Origin of the sequence: Sorangium sp. So ce726 (genome assembly GCF_051521405.1) — a bacterium.
Taxonomy (GTDB): domain Bacteria; phylum Myxococcota_A; class Polyangia; order Polyangiales; family Polyangiaceae; genus Sorangium.
Map to the genome: position 1 here is coordinate 2,992,030 of NZ_CP150349.1, position 19,513 is coordinate 3,011,542.

Consider the following 19,513-nt stretch of genomic DNA (forward strand, 5'->3'; position numbering starts at 1 on the left):
CATGGCCGAGCGCGAGACCGACCCCCTTGCGCGGCCCTTCATGGGCTTCGCCTTCGCCATCGAGATCTCGGTGCCGGGCACGGTGCCGCGCGTATGCAATGCAGCGTTCGCGGAGTGCGACGGGCTGGAGATGACCATGGACGTGAAGACCATCCGCCAGGGCGGCGACAATGGTCGGCAGGTGCGCCTCACCGGCCCGATGGGCTTCGGCACGCTCACCCTCAAGCGCGGGATGACCGCGAACTTCGACCTGTGGACGTGGTTCGACAAGCTGGTCGAGACCCCCGGGCTCCGCGCCGACGCCGTTGTCGTGCTCTACGCCGCCGGACAGACCGAGAGCCCGCAGGCCCAGCGGGCCGTGAGCGCGTCGTGGGAGCTGTCGCGCTGCGTGCCGGTGAAGCTCAAGGCGCCGCCGCTCAACGCGCGCGATGGGATGGTCGCGATCGAAGAGTTCCAGCTCGCATACGAGTCCCTGCGGCTCCGGCCGCGAGGGCAGGGAGGAGGTTGAGCGATGCCAGCGCCTGTGGTGCTCGAAAAGGCTTTCCTCGTCGCGGTCGACACGGCGGGCAAGGAGCAGGGCGATCGGGTCGTCGTGCAGTTCAACCCCGAGAGCCTCAAGGTGAGCTTCGCCAACCAGATCGCCCAGCCCCAGGGCGGCGGCAACCAGAGCGAGAAGGACCCGCAGCAGTTCGTCGGCGCGGGGACGACGAAGCTCGCTGTGCAGCTCTGGTTCGACGTGACCGTGCGCACCGATGGCGTCAACGACGTGCGCAAGCTGACCGAGAAGGTCGCGGCCTTCATCACGCCCGAACAGGACAAGAGCGACAAGAACAAGTTCGTGCCCCCGAAGGCGCGCTTCGGGTGGGGCACCTTTCAATACGACGGGATCATGGAGTCGCTCGAAGAGTCGCTGGAGTTCTTCTCCAACGACGGGCGGCCGCTCCGGGCGAGCGTGACCTTCACCTTGTCGCAGCAACGGATCACGAAGTTCGTCTTCGGCAGCGCGAAGGCAGCGTCGGCGCCCCCGGGCGCGCCCAACCTGGGTCAAAAGCCGCTCGACGCGGCGCCGAGCAACGGGTCCGTGCAGCAGATGGCGGCGGCGAAGGGCAAGGGCAACGACTGGCAGTCGATCGCGGCGGCCAACAAGATCGAGAATCCCAGGAGCCTCGCGCCAGGGACGCTCCTCGACCTGAACGTGCGTGTGCCTTCGGTGCAGCCACCGTCGATCACGGTATCGCAGCCGCTGTTACCGCAGCCGCCGCGCGTGGGGCTGAGGCGTTGAGGAGGGAGCGCTGATGTCGGTCGTCATCAAGGAGTTCGAGGTCGCCCCCGCGCCTGCTGCGCCCGCGCCGACGTCACAGGCGGCGCCGCCCGGGAAGCCGCCCCCCGTCGACCCGAACGAGCTGCGGCGAGCGCTGCATTGGCAAGCCCGGCGGGCGCTGCGCGTGAGGGCGTACTGAGCCGCCATGAACGCGCCTGCGACGATCAAGGATGCTCGGCCGACGTTCCTCATCGAGGGGAGCGAGGAGGTGGAGCTCGGCCGGGGGCTCATCGCGCTCTCGATCATCGAGGAGGCCGGCGGCCCCTCGCGCTGCGAGGCCACCTTCGGCAACTGGGGCACGAAGGATCAGACGAAGGACTTTCTGTATTTCGATCGCCGCACGCTCGACTTCGGCAAAGGGATGCAGGTGCGCTACGGGACCGACACTGTCTTTGACGGGCGGATCATGGCGCTGGAGGGGCATTTCCCCGAGGGCTCGGCGCCCGAGATCGTCGTGCTCGCGGACGACAGGCTCCAGGACCTCCGCATGACCCGCCGTTCGCGGGTGTTCGAGGACATGAGCGACGCCGCCGTGTTCCAGCGCGTCGCGCAGGACCACGGGCTGCAGCCCGACGTGCAGCTCCAGGGGCCAACCCACAAGGTGCTCGCGCAGGTCAACCAGAGCGATCTTGCGTTCTTGCAGGGGCGCGCCCGCGCGATCGACGCCGAGCTTCACGTCGGCGGGCGAACGCTGCGGGCGAAGTCGCGCGCGCGCGCGTCGTCGAGCCCTGTGGAGCTGAGTTATGGGGCGGCGCTCCGGTCGTTCAGGGTGACGGCCGATCTCGCCCACCAGCGGACCGCGGTGAAGGCGACCGGGTGGGATCCAGAGGACAAGCGGGCGCTCTCGTACGAGGCCACCGACAGCGCCATCCAGGCCGAGCTCGGGAACGACGAGAGCGGCGCGAGCGTGCTGCGCGCGAAGCTCTCGGAGCGCAAGGAGGTCGTCGCGCATGGGGTGACCTGGAGCGACGGGGAGACCCAGGCGCGCGCCGAAGCGCACTTTCGCCATGGCGCGAGGCGCTTCGTCGTCGGCGAGGGGGTGGCCGCGCCCGACGCGCAGCTCCGCGCAGGGGCGAGGGTGAAGCTCGATGGCCTCGGGGCCCTGTTCAACGGCACCTACCACCTCGCCGAGGTGCGATGGCTCTTCGATGAGGGCGGGCTCAGGGTGGAGTTTCGCGCCGAGCGCGCTGGGATTGGGAGGCCATAGACCGATGTCGCAACGTGACCCGCTGGAGTCGACGATCGATGAGCGCATCCCCTCGGGGTTGGGCGGTCGGTGGTACGGCGTCTACCCCGCGCAGGTGCGCGACATCAAGGACCCTGCGGGCAAGGGGCGGGTCAAGGTCGCGCTCCCATGGTCGCCCGATCCGTCGGGAGGCGACGGCTACGAGGCATGGGCGCGCATCGCGGCGATGGGCGCGGGGAAGCAACGAGGTGCGTGGTGGATCCCTGACCTCGACGACGAGGTGCTCGTGGCCTTCGAGGGCGGCGACCCGCGCAGGCCCTACGTGATCGGCGGGCTCTGGAACGGCAAGGACGACCCGCCCGAGTCGATGGATGGCGCGGGGAAGAACCCGCTCAAGGTGCTCCGCTCGCGCAACGGAGTGAAGGTCACCCTGGATGACACCGATGGGCAGGAGAAGCTCATCCTCGAGACCCCCGGCGGGTGCAAGCTCACGATGCGCGATGGACCCGGCACCGTCGAGATCGCGGACGGAAACGGGAACACCCTCAAGATGGAAGCGAGCGGGGTCACCCTCACGGCCAGCAAGCTCACGATCAACGCGGGGGCCAAGATGGACGTGACCGCAGGGATGGTGAACGTCAACGCAGGGATGTCGAAGTTCAGCGGGGTAGTTCAGTCCGACACGAACATCACCAACGCCACCGTGAGCGCGTCGTACACGCCCGGCGCGGGGAACATCTGGTGAGGCGCGCGTGACGACGAAGCATGAGATCGGCTGGGTGACCGCGGCGCCCCTGTGGCGAGGCCGCGCGGTGGCGCCTGGGGTCATCGCGGCCCCCGATCTCCTGCGCTTCGACTCCGATGATTTCATGGACGATCTCACGGCGCTCCTCGCGAAGCGCCCTGCGGATCTCGCCGGCAAGATCGCCACGAAGAAGACCTACCGCGCCAGGCCGCCCGGGGCGCCGGAGGGCTGGCCCCCCACGCCCGCCGCGTTGAGGCTCTATCAACCTGTGCACGGGCATTTCAACCTCGTGATCGCGAGCCTCGTGTGCCATACGCCGGGGCTCCCCGACCACGGCGTCGACCCGGCGAAGGGCGAGGAGGCGTGGTTCGTGCTCCGGCGGCTCCGCAAGAGCGACGCCCGCGAGATGGCCTGGGTGACCGACGCGCAGAAGCGCCATGTGTGGTCGCCTATCGCGGGCGACGCGAAGCTCGGCGAGGTGGCCGAGGGGGAGCAGCTCCTGCCGCTGTTCATGGTGCCCTTCACCGAGAACGGGCGCACGCGGAGGCTGTGGGCGGGGCTCATCCCGACGTCGAGCCGCGAGACGTTCGTGGCGACGCGCGAGGCCGTGCCCGAGGTGTTCCCGGATGAGGCCGCGCCGGCGCCCGGCGCGCCGCATCCCAACGTCCCCGAGCCGCCCTTCACGGACCCCGAGCTCGTCGAGGCGCGGGCGCGTGTCATCGGCGGGCTCCAGGCGCTCGTCACCCCGCGGACGACGCTCGCGCAGACCTCCGCCGAGCGGCACGCCGAGGAGCTCATGGAGCAGGAGGTCACGCGCTTCTTCCTCCTCGACCTCGCCGACCTGCTCACGAGGTACGCGCCTTCGGTGATGGGCTCCTCACTACCCCCCTCCACGGCCCCGAAGGCCCGGGCGCTCTATAACCTGCTCCCCGCGGCCGGGGTGCGCGATCAGCTCGCGGCGGCGCTCTCGCAGTGGGCGCAGATCACCGGTGAGAGCGAGGGCACGAGCTCGATCACCGTGAACCTCCGGAACGTCGCGCTCAATGTGTATACCTTCGCGCGCGCGCTCGATGAGGCGATCAAGGAGCACCTCGCGGCCACGCCGGCGCCGACGCCCGCTGGGGGCGAGCCGGCGCGCCCCGGGGCCATGGAGCTGCCGCAGCTCGACGACAGCGAAGCGCGTTACGTCCTCCGTTGCGTGTACCGGCGGACCAGGTGCCGGCCGCCGCACCCCGACCTCGTGAGCGCGCGATCGGCGGAGTTCACCATCGCGCCCTTCTTCGATCCCGACGCGCCAGCGCGGGCCGTGCGCATCGCGCTGCCGGTCGACACGTCGCTCAAGGGGCTGCGAAAGTTCAGGAAGGGCGTGGCTTTCCTCCTGTCCGATCAGCTCCGCAAGCAGATGAGCCAGGCGTCGAACATGAAGGATCTCCTCGACGGCAAAGCGGGCTCCGAGGAGCCCTTCACGCTCGGCGAGATCTGCTCGTTCTCGATCCCGATCATCACGCTGTGCGCCTTCATCGTGCTGATGATCTTCATGATCCTCCTGAACTTCGTGTTCTGGTGGCTCCCGCTGCTGCGCTTCTGTTTCCCCATCATCAAGAGAAAGTGACGACGGTCATGGACGCAGGGAAACTCTATGGTCGTGGCATCTCGTTCCCGCCTCGCGTGGGCGAGGACGGGAGGGTCGCGTGGTCCGCGGGGGAAGAGAACATCCGCGACGCGATCCGGGTGATCCTCCTGACCGAGCCCGGCGAGAGGCTCCTTCGGCCCGACTTCGGCGCGGGCCTCAGGCGTTTCCTCTTCGAGCCGAACACCGTCACCACCCGCAGAGCCATCGAGGACGCGATCACCACCGCCCTCAAGGACTGGGAGGCGAGGATCGCCGTGGAGTCCGTGATCGTGGAAGAAGAGCCCGACGACCCGCGCGCGGTGCTGGCGACGGTGACTTACAGGCTCGTGGCGACCAGCGCGGTCGAGCGCGTGAGCCTCAGCGTGGGCGTGGCTGGATAAGAGGAGGCGCGCGGTGCCTGTTCGCATTCCTACGATCGATGAACGCAAGTTCCAGGACCTCGTTGACGAGGCGCTCGCGCGCGTACCCGTCCACAACCCCGAGTGGACCAATTTCAACAAGAGCGACCCCGGCGTCACGCTCATCGAGGTCTTCGCGTTCCTCACGGAGTCGCTGCTCTATCGCGCGAACCTCATCCCTGAGCGCAATCGACTGAAGTTCCTGTCGCTCCTCGGGGTGCCGCTCCAGCCCGCGTCGGCGGCGCAGGGCCTGGTGGCCTTCGCCAACGACAAAGGCCCCCTCGCGGTGCACACGCTCACCCGGGGCGTCGAGGTGCGCGCAGGCGCGGTGCCCTTCGTGACGGGGCGCGGCGTGGACGTGCTCCCGATCGAAGCAAAGGCCTTTTACAAAGCCGACGTGACCGATCTCTCCGCCGAGGCGAAGGGGTACTACGAAGATCTCTACCGATCCGCTACCGAGGAGCGAGCGGGCGCCGCGGCCCGCTTCTACCGCACGACGCCGCTGGAGACCGCGGGGCCCTCCGGCGTCGACCTCGGGGGCACCGTGGGCCACGCGCTCTGGATCGCCCTCCTCGCGCGCCCCAAGGACGACGTCGAGCAGGCGCGAAGGCTCATCGCAGGCAAGGTGCTCACGCTGGGCTGGGTGCCTGTCGTCGACGACGCAGGGCGCGCGGTGACGCCGATGACGGGCGCGGGCGCCGCCTCCACGGCGAGGCTCCTTTACGAGGTGCCGTGGATCGACGAGACCAACAGGTCAGTGCAAACGGTCGGCGGTCTCCGCACCCCGCAGTACAGGCCGCTGACGGCTAGCCCGTCGGGCAACGTGCTGCTCGAGCCCGGGGTCGTCGAGGTCATGCTCCCGCCCGAGGGCCGCTTCGGCATGTGGGACGACATCGAGCCCACGGAGGCCGGTGTTGGGGAATTTCCGCCGTCGCTCGAGGACACAACCCTCGAGGAGCGGCTCATCACCTGGCTCCGCGTGCGTATGGTCGGCTCCGCGGCGGCGCGCGTGTTGTGGGCCGGGGTCAACACCGTGCCTGTGGCGCAGCGCGAGCGGGTGCTGAACGAGGCGTTGCCCGATGGCACGGGCGAGCCCGATCAGGCGGTGACTGTCGCGCGCAGGCCCTTTCTTCCGGGGAGCGTGCGGCTGCGCGTGCGCGCCCCGACGGCGAGCGCGTTCGAGGCGTGGGCGTCCATCGACGACCTCCTTGCTGCAGGTCCCGAGGTGCCGGCGCCCGATCCGAGGCTCCCGCCTGGGCGGCGGCAGGTCACGCCTGCGCCGTCGAAGGTCTTCGTCGAGGACGCCGAGGCGGGTGAGCTGCGCTTCGGGGACGGCCAGCGCGGCGCGAGGCCGCCGCGCGGCGCCAGGCTCGTCGTCGATTACGAGTGCTCGGTCGGCGCCGCGGGCAACGTGGGCGCCTCGGCCGTGAGCAGCGCGCCCGCGCTCCCGGCGGGGGTCACCGTCTCGAACCCCGTCGCGACCTGGGGGGGCGCCGACGCCGAGCGCGTCGACGACGGCGAGAAGCAGATCACGCGGTACCTCCAGCACCGCGACCGCCTGGTCACCGTGGCCGACTTCGAGGCGATCACGTGGCGCACCCCGGGCGTCGCGATAGGCCGCGTCGATGTGTTGCCGTCGTTCCGCCCCGTGCGCGGCGGCGAGCCGATCACCGACGCGCCCGGCGTGGTGACCGTCATGGTGGTGCCGCGCTTCGACCCGCTGCACGCCGACGCCCCGGAAGCCACGAGCGATTTCATCGACGCCGTGTGCGCGTGGCTCGACCCGCGGAGGCTCGTCACGACCGAGCTCATCTTGAGGGGCCCCGAGTACGTGGACGTGACCGTCTCGATCGGTATCGAGGCGGTGCCCGGCGCGAGCGTCCACGATGTCGTCGAGGCCGTGCGGCTCGCTGTGAGGGATTTCCTCTCGCCGCTGCCGGCGCCCGGCGTCGAGAACATCGAGAAGGAAGTGGCGCTGCTCGCGCCCCCCGAGCCCACGTTCCTGCAGGTGCGCCGCGGCTGGCCGCTGCGGAAATCGGTGCTGGCGCTCGAGATCATGGCGGTCGCGAGCCGCGTTCCCGGCGTGCTGCTGGTCAAGCCCGTGGTGCTCGGGCGAGGCGCGGAGACGACGCCGGCGCCGTCGGTGGATCTCGTGGGGCTTCAGCTCCCGAGGCTCGCGGCGCTCTCGGTGATCGACGGCGATCCGCTGCCGCTCAGCGAGCTGCGAGGCGGGCCGACCACCAGCGGCGACTACCTGCCTGTGCCCGTCGTGCCCGAGGTGTGCGGCTGATATGAAGGACGTCAACGGAACGAGGTACCACCTCCTTCTCGGGCAGGACGACTGGGGCGTCCCTGGCACCGAGTCGTCGCCGCTCACGAACGAGCGGGTCGTGTGGAATGGCGCGCGCAACGAGGTCTCGCTCCGGGCGAAGACATTCAGGTTTCGTACAGGCCGGAGCGACCGCATCCCGAGCGTGAGCGACCACCGCGGCGCCGCCATGGACCATCACGGCAACTGGTACTGGATCGATCCCTCCGAGCGCGCGATCGTGGTGACCTCGTCGGGCAGCCGCGAGACAGCCACGTTCTGGCCCGTACCCGCCGAGGCGCGCGCGGAGCGCGAGACCGGCGCGTTCGGACCCGCGGCCTCCGACGCGGCGCCGCCGCGCTGGCTGCTGTCGGGCCTCGCGGTGACCGACGACCACTACCTCGTCGTGGGCGCGCACGGCGACGACGGCTCCGTGCGGCTGCTCGTGTTCGACCTCTTCGGCGGCGGCGAGCCGATCCAGATGCTGTGGCCCAGCGCGCTGCCGCTCCGGATCCGGGATATCGCGCTCGCGCCCCAAGGAGGCCTGTGGATCCTCGACAGGGGCGATCCCGGTCGAGGGGTTGGTGGCCGTTACTGGCGCCTCGACCGCCACGTCCGCGTCGTGCGGCGCGCCTCCTCGACGGCCTCGGCGCCGGGGGGCTTCTCGCCGTCGACACCGGCGCCGGCATCGAGCGAACAAAGCGTCGAGCCCGCGCGCCCTGTCGACGCGAGCGACGCGTTCGACGCGCTCTCGGCCGATCCAATAGCGATCGAGGGGCTGCCCGACGGGTCGGTGATGGTCCTCGACCATGGCGGGTCCGAGTCGCGGGTGAGGCTGATTCGGCACATGACGACCGGGGGCGCCGTCACGAGCGCCCAGGTGGCCGAGCTCTCGATCTCACGCTTTCAGGAGCTCCTCTGGGAGGGCACGCGCGACGAGGCGATGGGATCGCCGGGTGACGTGCCCGAGCTCACGCCGCACGCGCTCGACGTGGCCTTCGTCCCCGACGCGGGCTGCCCGTGGCCGTGGACAGGCGACGTGTTCCTCACGTCGAGCCATGGAAACCAGGCGTTTCGCGTGAGGCTCGAGGTCATCCAACCCGAGGGCGCTCTGTCCGACGCCCCTGACGCTCCGCCGCCTGTGCGGTTCGTGGCGCACACCGATTACGTGCCGATGCGCCTCCACGCGGGGCTCGGGCTCGTGACGGCCGCGGGGCGGGTGCACTACGACTCTGGCGGGCGCTGGATCCCGCTGGTGATCCAGCAGCGGCCGCGCTTCGAATCCGAGGGTGAGATCGAGACCCGGAGCTTCGACAGCCGTGAGCCTGGGTGCGTGTGGCACAAGCTGGACCTCGACGGGGCCATTCCAGGCGGGGCCTCGGTCGAGGTGTGGAGCCGGGCGAACGATGAGCCTGACGCGCTCGCGCTCGGCGCGTGGCAGCGCGAGCCAGCGTTCACGTACAAGCGGCGCGATGGCTCCGAGCTGCCGTTCGTGCCGCAGGGCAAGCGCGAGGGCGAGGGGACTTGGGAAGTGCTCCTGCAGAACGCCCGGGGGCGGTACCTTCAGCTGCGCCTGCGCCTCTCGGGCGACGGCGTGCGGTCGCCCTCGCTGCGCGCGCTGCGGGTATGGTACCCGCGATTTTCTTACCGGGACCGATACCTTCCTGGGGTGTACCGCGATCACGACGTGAGCGGGTTCCTCGAGCGTTTCATGGCGAATTTCGAGGGCACCTTCACCGCGATCGAGGGGCGCATCGCGGCCGGGCAGATGCTCTTCGACGTGCGCTCGTGCCCGCCCGACGCGCTCGACTGGCTCGCCTCATGGTTCGGCGTGCTGCTCGACCCGACGTGGGACGACCAGCGCCGGCGGCTCTTCATCCGCCACGCGATGCAGTTCTTTCAGATGCGGGGCACGGTGCGGGGGTTGCGCGCGGCGGTCGCGCTCGCGACGAGCGAATGCGTCGATGAGCGGCTCTTCTCGGACGAGGGGGCCGACGCGTATGGGCCCTTCGGGGTGCGGGTCGTCGAGCAGTTCAGGGCACGGGAGTTCCCCGGGGCGCTGCTGGGCGACGCGAGCGGCCGCGACCCCGAAGAGACCCTCGCCGTCGTGGCCCCGGGAGAGCACTGGAAGCCTTCGGATGGCCTCGGGGCGCTCCTGGAGCGCTATGGGATCTTCCTTGACCGCTGGCGCCGAGGTGAGCCGTCCGACGGCACGCGCCGCGCGGGCGAGCCCGAGGCGCCCATCCCCGAGACCTTTCCCACGCGCGCGCGCGATGGCGACGCCGACGCCGACGGGTGGCGAGCCTTCGTGCGCGGTGTCCTGGCGCTGCCCGACCTGCCCGATGGGGTCGATGAGCCTGGCTGGCGCGGTTACCTCGAGAGCCGGTACCGGAGCATCGATGCGCTCCGCGCTGCGCATGGCACCGACGTCGCGGGCTTCGATGCGGTGATGTACCCCGACCCTCTGGCAGGCAACGCGCGGCTGCTCGACGACTGGTATCGTTACGAGTCCGCGGTGCGCCCCACGCGGAGGACAGCCCATCGCTTCACGGTGCTTGTCCCGGTGCCGCCGGGTGGGGCCGCGGACGAGGCCGCGCTCCGGGAGCGGCTCAGGGTCGCGGAGCGCGTCGTGGCGCTCGAGAAGCCCGCCCACACGACCTTCAACGTGATGTTCTACTGGGCGATGTTCCGCGTGGGGCGCGCGCGGCTCGGGTACGACACCCTCGTCGACCTCGGCGGGCGTGCGCCCGATCTCCTGCCCCCCGCGGTGGCCGGCAGGAGCTACCTGGCGCAGGCGTACGTCGCCACCGCTCTGCCCGACGGCGCCGTCGACCGCAGGCGCATCTCGGAGAGCACGCTTCAGAAGGTTCAAGGGGTTTCACAGGAGACGAGCGCATGAGTGTGTTCGAACCGTCGTCAAGGCTCAGGCCCATCGTGATCGATCCCCACAAACGCGTGAACTACACGCTGGGGATGGTGCTCGGCGTCGACGACTTCGTGCAGGAGCAGACCTGGCACGCCGAGTCGCTCCGCCATGTGGTGCGCGACCTCCTGGGCTACGGGACCGTGCGCGGGCTCAAGGTGACGACCCGGGGCGCGGCGAGCGCGCTCGAGGTGGTCGTGCGCCCGGGGGTCGCGGCCACGCCCCGGGGCGAGATCGTGCGCGTGGCCGCAGAGCAGTGCGCGCAGCTCGACACCTGGCTCGGGTCAGGGGGGTATGCGTCGGAGCGAGAGCGGAGCGCGCACCGCAATGCCGTGGCGGAGGCGGTGGTGGCGGCCTCTCCCGCCGACACGGGCACGCTCACCGTTCACGTGGTGCTCGACTACGCCGAGTGCACAACCGACAAGCGGCCCATCCCAGGCGAGCCTTGCCGCAGCGAGGACGACGTGCTCGTCGACTCGCGCATCAAGGACGCCTTCTCGCTCACGCTCTCGCTCCGCCCACCGCAGCAGCTCGAGCTTCAGGGGGCGCACGGCTTCGCGTGCTGGCTCGCGAGGGTCCCCATCGTCGACACGTCGCCCGTCGACGGGCAGCTCGAGGACTTCCTCGATGAGATCCGCGCGGCCGCGGCCGCGAGCTCGCCTCCGGGACCGCCGTTCATGCAAGCGCCGCCGCCCGCCAGCCTCACCATCCCGCGGAGCGAGGCCGAGCGCTGGCTGCGGGCCGCGCTGAGGCTGTACGTGACCGAGCTGCGGTCGAACGCCGATTGGCTCGCGCTGGGGCAGGACGCGACCGGGGAGCCCCCTTCGCGAGAGCGCAACGTGCCCTCGGGGATCCTGCTCGCGACGCTGCACGTGCAGGTGGTGCGCAATGTGCTCGACGCCGCGGCGCGCTGGGAGCTGTCGCCAGACCCGCTCTCCGTGACGATCGACGAGAGCGAGCGGCCGTTCCTCCTGCACTCGGATTTCTACAAGGAATACCTGCTGTGCACGGCCGACGTGATGCGCGAGGGCGCCGCGGGGCCGGGCGTGCCGGGGCCTGCCGGGCCCACTGGGCCCGCCGGAGCCGACGGCGCGCCAGGGGCCGCTGGAGCGACTGGACCTGCGGGGCCCACTGGCCCTACGGGTCCCGCTGGGCCTACGGGGCCTGCCGGCGCCAACGGCGCGACGGGGCCTGCCGGGGCCACTGGACCTACGGGGCCTGCCGGCGCCAACGGCGCGACGGGGCCTGCGGGGGCCACTGGACCTACGGGGCCTGCTGGAGCCAACGGCGCGACGGGGGCTGCCGGGGCCACGGGGCCTACCGGAGCCAACGGCGCGCCAGGGGCCGCTGGAGCGACTGGACCTACGGGGCCCATTGGACCCACTGGGGCTACGGGCGCAACCGGTCCAGCTGGGGATTCGCGCACGGTGACGATCACGGCTGGCAACGTCATCGTGGATGGACCGGACGTGAATGGGATGCGGGCCATCTCCATCGCGGGCGGGCTACTGGGGCCGCTCGTGCAGATCGATTTCAAGATGCCCGATATCGATCCGGCGCAGTTCTTTTTCGCGGTGCATGCGATGCCGGTGCTGAATCCTGAGGACCGGGGCGCCAACATCGTCGTGAACATCGCTGAGCCGTTCACAGAACCCAATCGGGGCGCCGGAAGGTTCCTGCTGCGGTGCCAGCGCAACGGCGAGAACGTCACCAAGCTCGTCTTACAGATCGACATCGTGGCGTGGAGGATCGCGCCTTAGCGGGAGGCAACCAGCGTCATGAACACCGCGCAACTGCTGCAACCGCTGCTCGATGGCGGGATCCAGTCCATCAAGTTCTTCAATGGGCGTCTGCTCTCCGCCGAGGACCTGCAGCAGGAGCAGCAGGCGCAGCGGGAGGCGCGGGCGCTGCTCGGCGTGGCCCTGGGCGACGGCCTCGTGCACGGCCTCGAGGTCTCGCGCGCGGGCGCCGCGACCGAGCCCGTGCTGCGCGTCGAGGCAGGCCTGGCCGTGAACCGCGAGGGGGTGCCGCTTCATGTCCCCGAGGCCCTGGAGATCTCGCTCTCCCCCACGTCCCAGTCCTCGGGGAGCCCCGTGTCCGGCGGCAGCGGCGCGGGGCTGTTCCACGTATGCGACGAGCCCGCGCGCGGCGACTACCTCAGCGGCCGTGACCTCTGGATCGTCACGATCGGGCCGGCGCAAGGGACACGCGGCCGGGCGCCGGTCACGGGCCTCGGGAGCAGCGCTGGCGCGTGCAACGCGAAGTATCTCATCGACGGCGTGACCTTCCGCACGCGCTGCATCACGAGGCGCCTTTCGGCCAGCGCCTTCGGCGCCGACGAGGAAGACAGGTTGCGGAGCCGCCTGGCGTCACGGTGCTTCGACCACGAGCACGCGCTCGACATGGCCCGCGATCCCTTCGGCACGCCGACGAGACAGCGGCTGGTCGACGATCTCCGCGCGGAGGGGGTGATCCCCGACGCCGAGGTGCCGCTCGCGGTCTTCTACTGGAAGGCGGGGGTGGGGTTCGTCTTCGTCGACCGATGGTCGGTGCGCAGGCGGATCGCGCTCCGCGACCGCGGCGACCGCTGGAGCCCGCTGCTCTCCGACGCGTCGAGGGCGGAGTCCGAGGCGCTGCTCGTGCAGTTTCAGGAGCAGATCGACGATCTACTGCACATGAGCCTCGCGGAGCGCAAGGTGCGGGCCGATGAGCTCAGGGCGTCGCGGTTCTTCACGCACCTCCCGCCGGTGGGCGTGCTGCCTGTGGTGGGCAATCCCTCCCGGGGAGGGTTCTCCGTCGCGGAGTTCTTCCATGGCCTCACGCTCCGACCGACGGGCGGCGCGATCCCCGAGGGGCCGCCGGCGTTCGAGGCGCACACGGTGATCGAAGGCTCGCGGGTCCGCGGGCTCCTCGAAGAGGCGCTGCGCCACGCGGCCGTGTCGACCGCCACCGACGAGATGTTCTGGATCTACCAGGTGCGCGAGAACATCCAGGCGGTGCGCGCGCCCGGGAGCGCGGTGCAGCCCTACGTGATCTTCGCGCGCGGAGCCGTGCCCTACCACGGTGGCGCGCCATTCAATGTGTCTCACTGGGGCTACGCCACGTACTCCTGATCTCGGGGGGATATGGCCCTGTTGCGCGGAGATGCCACTACGGTCGAGCGGATGCGGGTGCGGGGCGCCCGCGATCCGCTCGCCGTGCGCCTTCGCGCAGAGTCGCTGCTGGGGGCCGTGGACCTGCGCCCTTCGTGGCTGCCCCCGACGGCGGTGCTGATCGTGCGTTCGCTGCGCGTGCGCTCGTCGGCCGTCTTCGACCGCGGCATCGACGCGTCCGTGCTGCGCGCCTGGGAGCGGGCGCTCCAGGCCGAGGTCGATCGCGTGGCGCGCGGCGCGGCGCGGCCCGCGCGCGAGGCCGTGCCCGCAGGGGCCGAGGCGGTGCTCTTCAACGACCACGCCGAGATGCTCGCGTGCCTTGCGCGCGACGCGTGTGATGGGGTGATCGCGGAGCGCTGGTGGTGGGCTGGGCGGCTCCACGCCGGCGGCGCCGAGCGGCTCGTGGCGGGGGCCTGGCGCGAGGCGCCAGAGCACGTCCCTGGAGCGCTGTCGGTGCTCGCGCGCAGCGGCGACGCGGTGCGCTTCGTCGAGGCGCTGACGGTCGAAGAGCGACGGGCGGTGCTGCTCCCGATGCTCGAGGTGCACGGACTTCCAGCGCTGCGCGCCGTGTTCGAAGCGGCGCCGGAAGGCGCTACGAGCGAGCGTGCGCCCGGAGAGGACCTGGGCGAACTCACGTGGCGTGCCGTGGTGCCGGAGCGGAGGACCGGGGAGACGTACGCTGACGCGCTGGTGCTGGTGGGGTTGATGCTGGTGCGCGCGCCGTCGCGGGTGCGCAGCGGCGCCTTTGCAGAGGCCGCGCGGCGGTGGGTGCACGGCGCGCGGCCGGAGCGCGGCGCGGGCGTCGCCGTGCGCGCTCTTTCCCCCGCGGGTGAGGCGGGCGCGGAGGCGCGTGAGCCCGGCGATTCGAGCGGGGGCGCGCGGTCCACGGCGACGGACGGGCGGACGGCCGCGAGCGCTCTTGAGGAGGCGCCGGGCACCACCGCGCCGACGCAGGTCGACCGGGCGCGCGAGCTCGCGCCGCGCGGCGGTCGCTCGGAGCAGGCGGCCGCGGCGCCGCCGCCGATGGCGGCCGGCGCGCGAGAGACCAGCGACGCGCGCAGCGTCCGGGAGGCGCCCAGGAGCGATGCTGTCGAGGCCGCCGCGGGCGTCTCGCGGTCTCGCGAGAGGGCGCGAGACGACGTTGCAGCAGGGAGGGGTGCGGAGCCCGCGGAGCCGCGCCCCAGGCCCGCGCGCGGGCAGAAGCGCGCCGAGCACGCCGAGCGCGGCGACGAGGAGCCGAGTTACGAGGCCATCGACACATGGGAGATCGAGACAGCGCTTGGGGGCGTGTTCTTCCTTGTCTACGTGGGTATCAGGCTGGGCCTTTATGGCGACTGCTTCACGCCGCGAGAGCCGGGCATCTCGCTCCCTCTGTGGGACTGGCTCGCGCTCGCCGGCCGCGCGCTGCTCGGGGAGGGGCACGAAGACGATCCCCTGTGGGGTCTGCTCGCGGCGCTCGCGGGGCGCGCAAATGGAGAGGCACCCGGGGAGGGCTTCGATGCGCCCGAGGGGTGGACGCTCCCCGACGAGTGGCTCGTGGACGACGGCGTGACGCTGGCGGAGCGCTCGAGCGCGGCGGGAGGGCGCGCGATCGACCGCTGGATCGCGGGCCTGATCCCGCACGTGCGCGCGCGGCTCGCCGAGGCGCTGGGCGTGGCGCGGGGCGAGGTCGTCGAGGTGATGCTCTTGCGGAGGGCTCGCGTGCGCGCGACGGCGAGCCGAGTGGATGTGACGATGTCGCTCGCCGACCTGCCGATCGAGGTCAGGCGCGCGGGGATCGACCGCGATGTGGGCTGGGTGCCCGCGGCGGGGAGGTACGTGGCGTTCTGGTTTGAGGCGTGAGCGTCAGGGGGGCAGCGGATTGTCGGCGAGAACGTCCTGGCAATCGTTCACGCTCTGGATCGTGGGCATGGGGCCGCTGCTGTTCTCGAGCTGCATCACCTGGAGCCCGGCGAGGCTCCCGCTGGTGAGCACCGCAGGCGTACCTGCGCAGGGCGGTCCGGCGGGCGCCATGCTCACGATGCAGAACCGACTCGGGACGGTGCTCTTCAGGACGATCTCCCAGTTCTGAGGGGGCGCTGGGTCGGTGATCTCGCACGTCGCTGCGTTGCGCGCGGCGTGAGCCAGGGTGAGCCTGAGGCGGTAGCGGTTGCGGCGGGTGTTGTTGGTCGGGCTATCTGCAGGAATGTTCGCGGGAGGGATCAACACCGCGCTCGCGCCGCTCGCGAAGAGCGCCGTGACCGTCGGGGCGCCATAATTCACGGCGAAGTCGGAGCCCCCAGGAAGGAACTGCGTGGGCCCGCTCCCCGTATGGTCCTTGATCTCCATGCTGAGCGGGCCCTCGAACGGCGTGCCGTCGTCGCCCGTGCTCAAGGGCCCACCATCTTCATATCGGATGGGCGTCTGGTCGATCCAGATGTCGACCGCGTGAATCGACGCGCTGTTCGCAGCGCGCGCAGGGACTGTGACCCTGAGGAGATTCTTGGCGCACGCAGCCCCCGAGGCTGCCGCGAGGAACGAGAGCGTGAGAACGAGGAACTTTTTGAGCGACCGCATGGTACCTCGTGAACTCCTAGAGCGACAAACGGGTTGAAACTGCTTGAAAAGCGCAGAATTTCGAACCGCCAAGCCGCCAAGGACGCCAAGAACGGAGAATTATCTTGGCGTCCTTGGTGTCTTGGCGGTTCATTTCTCGCTCGATCAACGTGATCGGTGTCCTAGCCTGAAGGGAAGACCCGTGCGTCTGCCTGGGCGGATTGCGGTGCACCGGTGACCGATACCCGCACGGACACCTCGCGACCCGTCAGGTTGACGCCAATCCGTGGTCTTGTGTCCGGAAAAGTGAAGCTGAGCTCTGTGCTCGATCCGGTGACTGCGATGGGCTGCTCGCCTGTGGCGCTGGGGTAGACGACCTCGGTTGAGCCGTCCACGTAGAGCAGCTCGATCCGCGTCTGGCTGCCGATGAAGTTCGCCCCACGCACCGTCACCGGCTGGCCGATGATCAGGTTGGTGCCCGAGCCGGGGCCCCTCACCTCGCTGATTGTCGGCGAGGGCTGCGTCGAAGTCGATCGGACGAAGGCGTAGTTGCGTGAGGAGCGTCCGTTCTCGTTCTCGACCGAAATGGCGAATGAAGCGCCCGACGCGCCCACCCCGGACAGCACCGTATCGGGCACGCGGAAGGTGAGGCTCGACGCGCTGGTTCCCGTGGAGGTGAACACATAGCTCTCCACGGGAATCGGGGTCTCGTTGATGCGGATGATATTGCGCAGCGTGCCCAGGACCGGATCGTACATGGGCACCACAAAATTGGCGCCGCGGATCGTCACGTTGCGCCCGACCTCCTGCTGCCCGGCGGGCTCGAACGCGTCGATGCGCACGGCCGTCGGTTCCTCCCCTTCGATCTTTTCAACGCGTGAGGCCAGGGCTTCCAACGCATCAAGGAGGAGGTTAAACTGCTGGGCGGTGATGAGATCGCCCGGCCGAACGCGCGGGAACACCGTGGCCATTCGCTCGTCTCCTTCGCAAGAGCTGAAACCGTGCACTCCGTGAGGAGGCTCCGGTGGTCCCGAGCGATCGACACCTCGTCGCCTGCGTTTCGTTGCAGGTGCAGCACCCGGCGAAGGTCGTGAAGCCCCAGAACCCTCTTCACCTACTGAATGTCGGCCGTCACCGTGCCACATTCGATTGCGCCCGGTCAATCAGTTTCATGACCCGCGGCGATGAACCTGATGGCCTTGGGAGCGCGTGCGGTCGTAGAATGACGGGGCATAACGACGGCGCTTCCAGCGCCCGGCGCAGGTCGGAGGGGTAGCGGAATCGATGTTGAGCGAGGGAGCCGCAGATCACTTTCGGCTGCACCTCTTCGCGGCGGTCGCGCGGGTGATCGGCGAGGCCGCCCGCGGCTTCGACAGCGTCGACGCGCTCCTCGAACAGCTCCCCTTTCTCGCGGGGTACCGCGACGAGCTCCCCGAGGGGTCGATCGAGGATCCCGCGTGGTGGCCCGCGGCCATCGCCGATTTCGAGCGCGGCACGGGCGAGCACCTGCCGCTGCGCGCGCTGCGGGAGGCCGCGGGGCTCGATCACGACGCCCTCACGCTGCTCCTTGCGCTGGGCCTTCAAGAAGAAGATCCGCGCTTCGGTCTGCTCTTCGACGCCGCGCAGGGCACCTCCGGGCAGCAGCGCCCCACGCTCGGGCTCGTCAATGCGTGGTGGCGCGGCGAGGTCGATCGCGGAGAGGTGCGCGCCCGGCTCCGGCGCCTGCGCGAGCTCGGGCTCGTCGGCGTGCTCAACCCGGACGCGCCGCGCACGCAATGGCAGCTTCATGTGCATGCTCCCGTGTGGGACGCGCTTCGCGGCGAGGCGAGCGACGGCGTCGCGGCGTGGCTCACGCATCACCCTCGCGAGGCGCTCGTGCCGCTCGGAGGGCTCATTGCACCCGAGGCGCTGCGCCGCGAGCTCGCGCGCCTGCCCGAGCTGCTCGCGTCGGGGGAGGTGAGGGCGTTGCTCGTCCGGGGCCCTCGCCATTGCGGCCGCCGGACGCTCCTCGGCGCGGTCGCGCACGCCGTGGGGCGGGGCGTGCTCGAAGCGCGCGGCCTCGCCCGCGACGACGACCGCTGGCGAACGCTGGGGTCCCTCGCGACGCTCCTGAACGCCGTCCCCGTGGCGGTCTTCGACGCGGGGCCCGGCGAGACCATCGATGTACCGTCGCTCTCCGAGCGAGGCGACCTGCTCGGCGTCGTCATGGGGCGGCAGGGGGGAGCGCGGGGCCCCGGCGTCGAGGGCGCGCTCACGCTCACGCTGGCGATGCCTGCGGCCGGCGAGCGCCGCGCCCACTGGCGCGCGGCGCTCGGCGACGCGCCCTGTCCCGCCCTCGACGACCTCGCGTCGCGCTTCCGCATGACCAGCGGGCACATCCGCCGCGCCGCCCCGGTGGCGCGCTCGCTCGCCCGGCTCGACGGCCGCCGCGAGGTCGCCCTCGATGACGTGCGCCGCGCCGCGCAGACGCTGCACCGCCAGGCGCTCGACACGCTCGCCGCCAGGGTGACGTGCGAGGGCGCGTGGACGTCGCTCGCGCTGCCTCCCGAGACGCTGCGCGATCTGCGCGATCTGGAGGCGCGCTGCCGCCAGCGGGAGACGATCCGCGAGCGCGTGGGGCCGGTGCTGCGCAGCGGGCTCAACCCGGGCGTGCGCGCGATGTTTCAGGGGCCGAGCGGCACGGGCAAGACCTTCGCGGCGCGCGTCCTCGCGGCGGAGCTCGGCATGGAGCTCTACCGCGTCGACCTGGCCTCGGTGGTGAACAAGTACATCGGCGAGACCGAGAAGAGCCTGAACCAGGTGTTCACGCTCGCCGAAGAGCTCGACGTGATCCTCCTGCTCGACGAGGGCGACGCCCTGCTCGCGCAGCGCACGGGGGTGCAGAGCTCCAACGATCGTTACGCCAACCTCGAGACCAACTTCCTGCTGCAACGACTGGAGGCGTACGAGGGCATCGTGGTGGTGACCACCAACGCGGGCTCGCACATCGACACGGCCTTTCAGCGACGCATGGATGTCGTTGTGGACTTTCGCGCGCCCGACGCCTCGGAGCGTCACGCGCTCTGGCAGCTTCACCTCCCGATCGAGCACGCGGTCGACGGGGCGCTCCTCGCCGAGGTGGCCTCACGGTGCCAGCTCACGGGGGGGCAGATCCGGAACGCGGTGCTCCACGCCACGCTGCTCGCGGCGGAGGGCGGCGCGGTCGTGAGCAATCCACACCTCGAGGCCGCGGTGGTGCGCGAATACCGCAAGTCGGGCGGGCAGTGCCCGCTGCGGCACCTCTCGGCCGTCGCAAGGCAAGGGGGTCGCTGA

At 70.8% G+C, this 19,513-nt stretch carries 15 protein-coding genes; 13 read left to right on the forward strand and 2 right to left on the reverse strand.

From position 1 onward, the window contains the following. Position 1: 1 nt before the first annotated feature. From WME79_RS11420 to WME79_RS11475, 12 genes are read left to right on the forward strand one after another with little or no spacing between them, the layout of a single operon-like run. Positions 2–508 (forward strand): phage tail protein, encoded by a 507-nt coding sequence (locus WME79_RS11420; RefSeq protein ID WP_437534791.1) that lies wholly within the window; start codon positions 2–4, stop codon positions 506–508. A 3-nt stretch (positions 509–511) separates the two neighbouring features. Beyond that, entirely contained in the window at positions 512–1,282 is a 771-nt protein-coding gene (locus tag WME79_RS11425; RefSeq protein WP_437534792.1) for a CIS tube protein, read from the forward strand. Positions 1,283–1,295: 13 nt separating this feature from the next. Then, on the forward strand, positions 1,296–1,460 hold the full coding sequence (locus WME79_RS11430; RefSeq protein WP_437534793.1) for a hypothetical protein: 165 nt from the start codon (positions 1,296–1,298) through the stop codon (positions 1,458–1,460). A gap of 6 nt (positions 1,461–1,466) precedes the next feature. After that, positions 1,467–2,528, forward strand: coding sequence for a phage late control D family protein (locus WME79_RS11435; RefSeq protein WP_437534794.1), 1,062 nt, complete (start codon positions 1,467–1,469; stop codon positions 2,526–2,528). Positions 2,529–2,532: 4 nt separating this feature from the next. Next, positions 2,533–3,252, forward strand: coding sequence for a phage baseplate assembly protein V (locus WME79_RS11440; RefSeq protein WP_437534796.1), 720 nt, complete (start codon positions 2,533–2,535; stop codon positions 3,250–3,252). Positions 3,253–3,259: 7 nt separating this feature from the next. Next, the gene (locus tag WME79_RS11445) at positions 3,260–4,864 is read left to right on the forward strand and encodes a hypothetical protein (protein ID WP_437534797.1); all 1,605 of its coding nucleotides are present in this window, start codon (positions 3,260–3,262) and stop codon (positions 4,862–4,864) included. An 8-nt stretch (positions 4,865–4,872) separates the two neighbouring features. Further along, positions 4,873–5,265: a GPW/gp25 family protein gene (locus tag WME79_RS11450; RefSeq protein WP_437534798.1), complete on the forward strand. Its 393-nt coding sequence runs from the start codon at positions 4,873–4,875 to the stop codon at positions 5,263–5,265. A gap of 13 nt (positions 5,266–5,278) precedes the next feature. Beyond that, a complete protein-coding gene (locus tag WME79_RS11455) occupies positions 5,279–7,573 on the forward strand; it encodes a baseplate J/gp47 family protein (protein ID WP_437534799.1) in 2,295 nt (764 codons plus the stop codon). Position 7,574: 1 nt separating this feature from the next. Further along, positions 7,575–10,490 carry a phage tail protein gene (locus WME79_RS11460; protein WP_437534800.1) on the forward strand — a complete coding sequence of 972 codons (2,916 nt, stop codon included), beginning with the start codon at positions 7,575–7,577 and terminating at the stop codon, positions 10,488–10,490. Beyond that, a complete protein-coding gene (locus tag WME79_RS11465) occupies positions 10,487–12,274 on the forward strand; it encodes a collagen-like triple helix repeat-containing protein (RefSeq protein WP_437534801.1) in 1,788 nt (595 codons plus the stop codon). The genes WME79_RS11460 and WME79_RS11465 overlap by 4 nt, the downstream gene beginning before the upstream one ends. Before the next feature lie 18 nt (positions 12,275–12,292). Then, the gene (locus WME79_RS11470) at positions 12,293–13,627 is read left to right on the forward strand and encodes a hypothetical protein (RefSeq protein WP_437534802.1); all 1,335 of its coding nucleotides are present in this window, start codon (positions 12,293–12,295) and stop codon (positions 13,625–13,627) included. Positions 13,628–13,639: 12 nt separating this feature from the next. Then, a complete protein-coding gene (locus tag WME79_RS11475; RefSeq protein ID WP_437534803.1) occupies positions 13,640–15,508 on the forward strand; it encodes a hypothetical protein in 1,869 nt (622 codons plus the stop codon). A gap of 3 nt (positions 15,509–15,511) precedes the next feature. Here the strand turns inward: WME79_RS11475 and WME79_RS11480 are convergent, their stop codons facing one another. Together WME79_RS11480 and WME79_RS11485 are read right to left on the reverse strand one after the other, a co-directional pair. Then, entirely contained in the window at positions 15,512–16,222 is a 711-nt protein-coding gene (locus WME79_RS11480) for a hypothetical protein (RefSeq protein WP_437534804.1), read from the reverse strand. Positions 16,223–16,383: 161 nt separating this feature from the next. Then, positions 16,384–17,172 (reverse strand): IPT/TIG domain-containing protein, encoded by a 789-nt coding sequence (locus WME79_RS11485; RefSeq protein ID WP_437534805.1) that lies wholly within the window; start codon positions 17,170–17,172, stop codon positions 16,384–16,386. A gap of 313 nt (positions 17,173–17,485) precedes the next feature. Between WME79_RS11485 and WME79_RS11490 the strand changes: the two genes are divergently transcribed. Beyond that, positions 17,486–19,513: an ATP-binding protein gene (locus tag WME79_RS11490; RefSeq protein ID WP_437534807.1), complete on the forward strand. Its 2,028-nt coding sequence runs from the start codon at positions 17,486–17,488 to the stop codon at positions 19,511–19,513.

Coding starts and splice junctions, on each gene's coding strand:
- WME79_RS11420 (WP_437534791.1), top strand. CDS start 2: ATGGCCGAGCGCGAGACCGACCCCCTTGCGCGGCCCTTCATGGGCTTC.
- WME79_RS11470 (WP_437534802.1), top strand. CDS start 12,293: ATGAACACCGCGCAACTGCTGCAACCGCTGCTCGATGGCGGGATCCAG.
- WME79_RS11465 (WP_437534801.1), top strand. CDS start 10,487: ATGAGTGTGTTCGAACCGTCGTCAAGGCTCAGGCCCATCGTGATCGAT.
- WME79_RS11480 (WP_437534804.1), bottom strand. CDS start 16,222: ATGCGGTCGCTCAAAAAGTTCCTCGTTCTCACGCTCTCGTTCCTCGCG.
- WME79_RS11450 (WP_437534798.1), top strand. CDS start 4,873: ATGGACGCAGGGAAACTCTATGGTCGTGGCATCTCGTTCCCGCCTCGC.
- WME79_RS11490 (WP_437534807.1), top strand. CDS start 17,486: ATGTTGAGCGAGGGAGCCGCAGATCACTTTCGGCTGCACCTCTTCGCG.
- WME79_RS11440 (WP_437534796.1), top strand. CDS start 2,533: ATGTCGCAACGTGACCCGCTGGAGTCGACGATCGATGAGCGCATCCCC.
- WME79_RS11430 (WP_437534793.1), top strand. CDS start 1,296: ATGTCGGTCGTCATCAAGGAGTTCGAGGTCGCCCCCGCGCCTGCTGCG.
- WME79_RS11475 (WP_437534803.1), top strand. CDS start 13,640: ATGGCCCTGTTGCGCGGAGATGCCACTACGGTCGAGCGGATGCGGGTG.
- WME79_RS11435 (WP_437534794.1), top strand. CDS start 1,467: ATGAACGCGCCTGCGACGATCAAGGATGCTCGGCCGACGTTCCTCATC.
- WME79_RS11425 (WP_437534792.1), top strand. CDS start 512: ATGCCAGCGCCTGTGGTGCTCGAAAAGGCTTTCCTCGTCGCGGTCGAC.
- WME79_RS11460 (WP_437534800.1), top strand. CDS start 7,575: ATGAAGGACGTCAACGGAACGAGGTACCACCTCCTTCTCGGGCAGGAC.
- WME79_RS11485 (WP_437534805.1), bottom strand. CDS start 17,172: ATGGCCACGGTGTTCCCGCGCGTTCGGCCGGGCGATCTCATCACCGCC.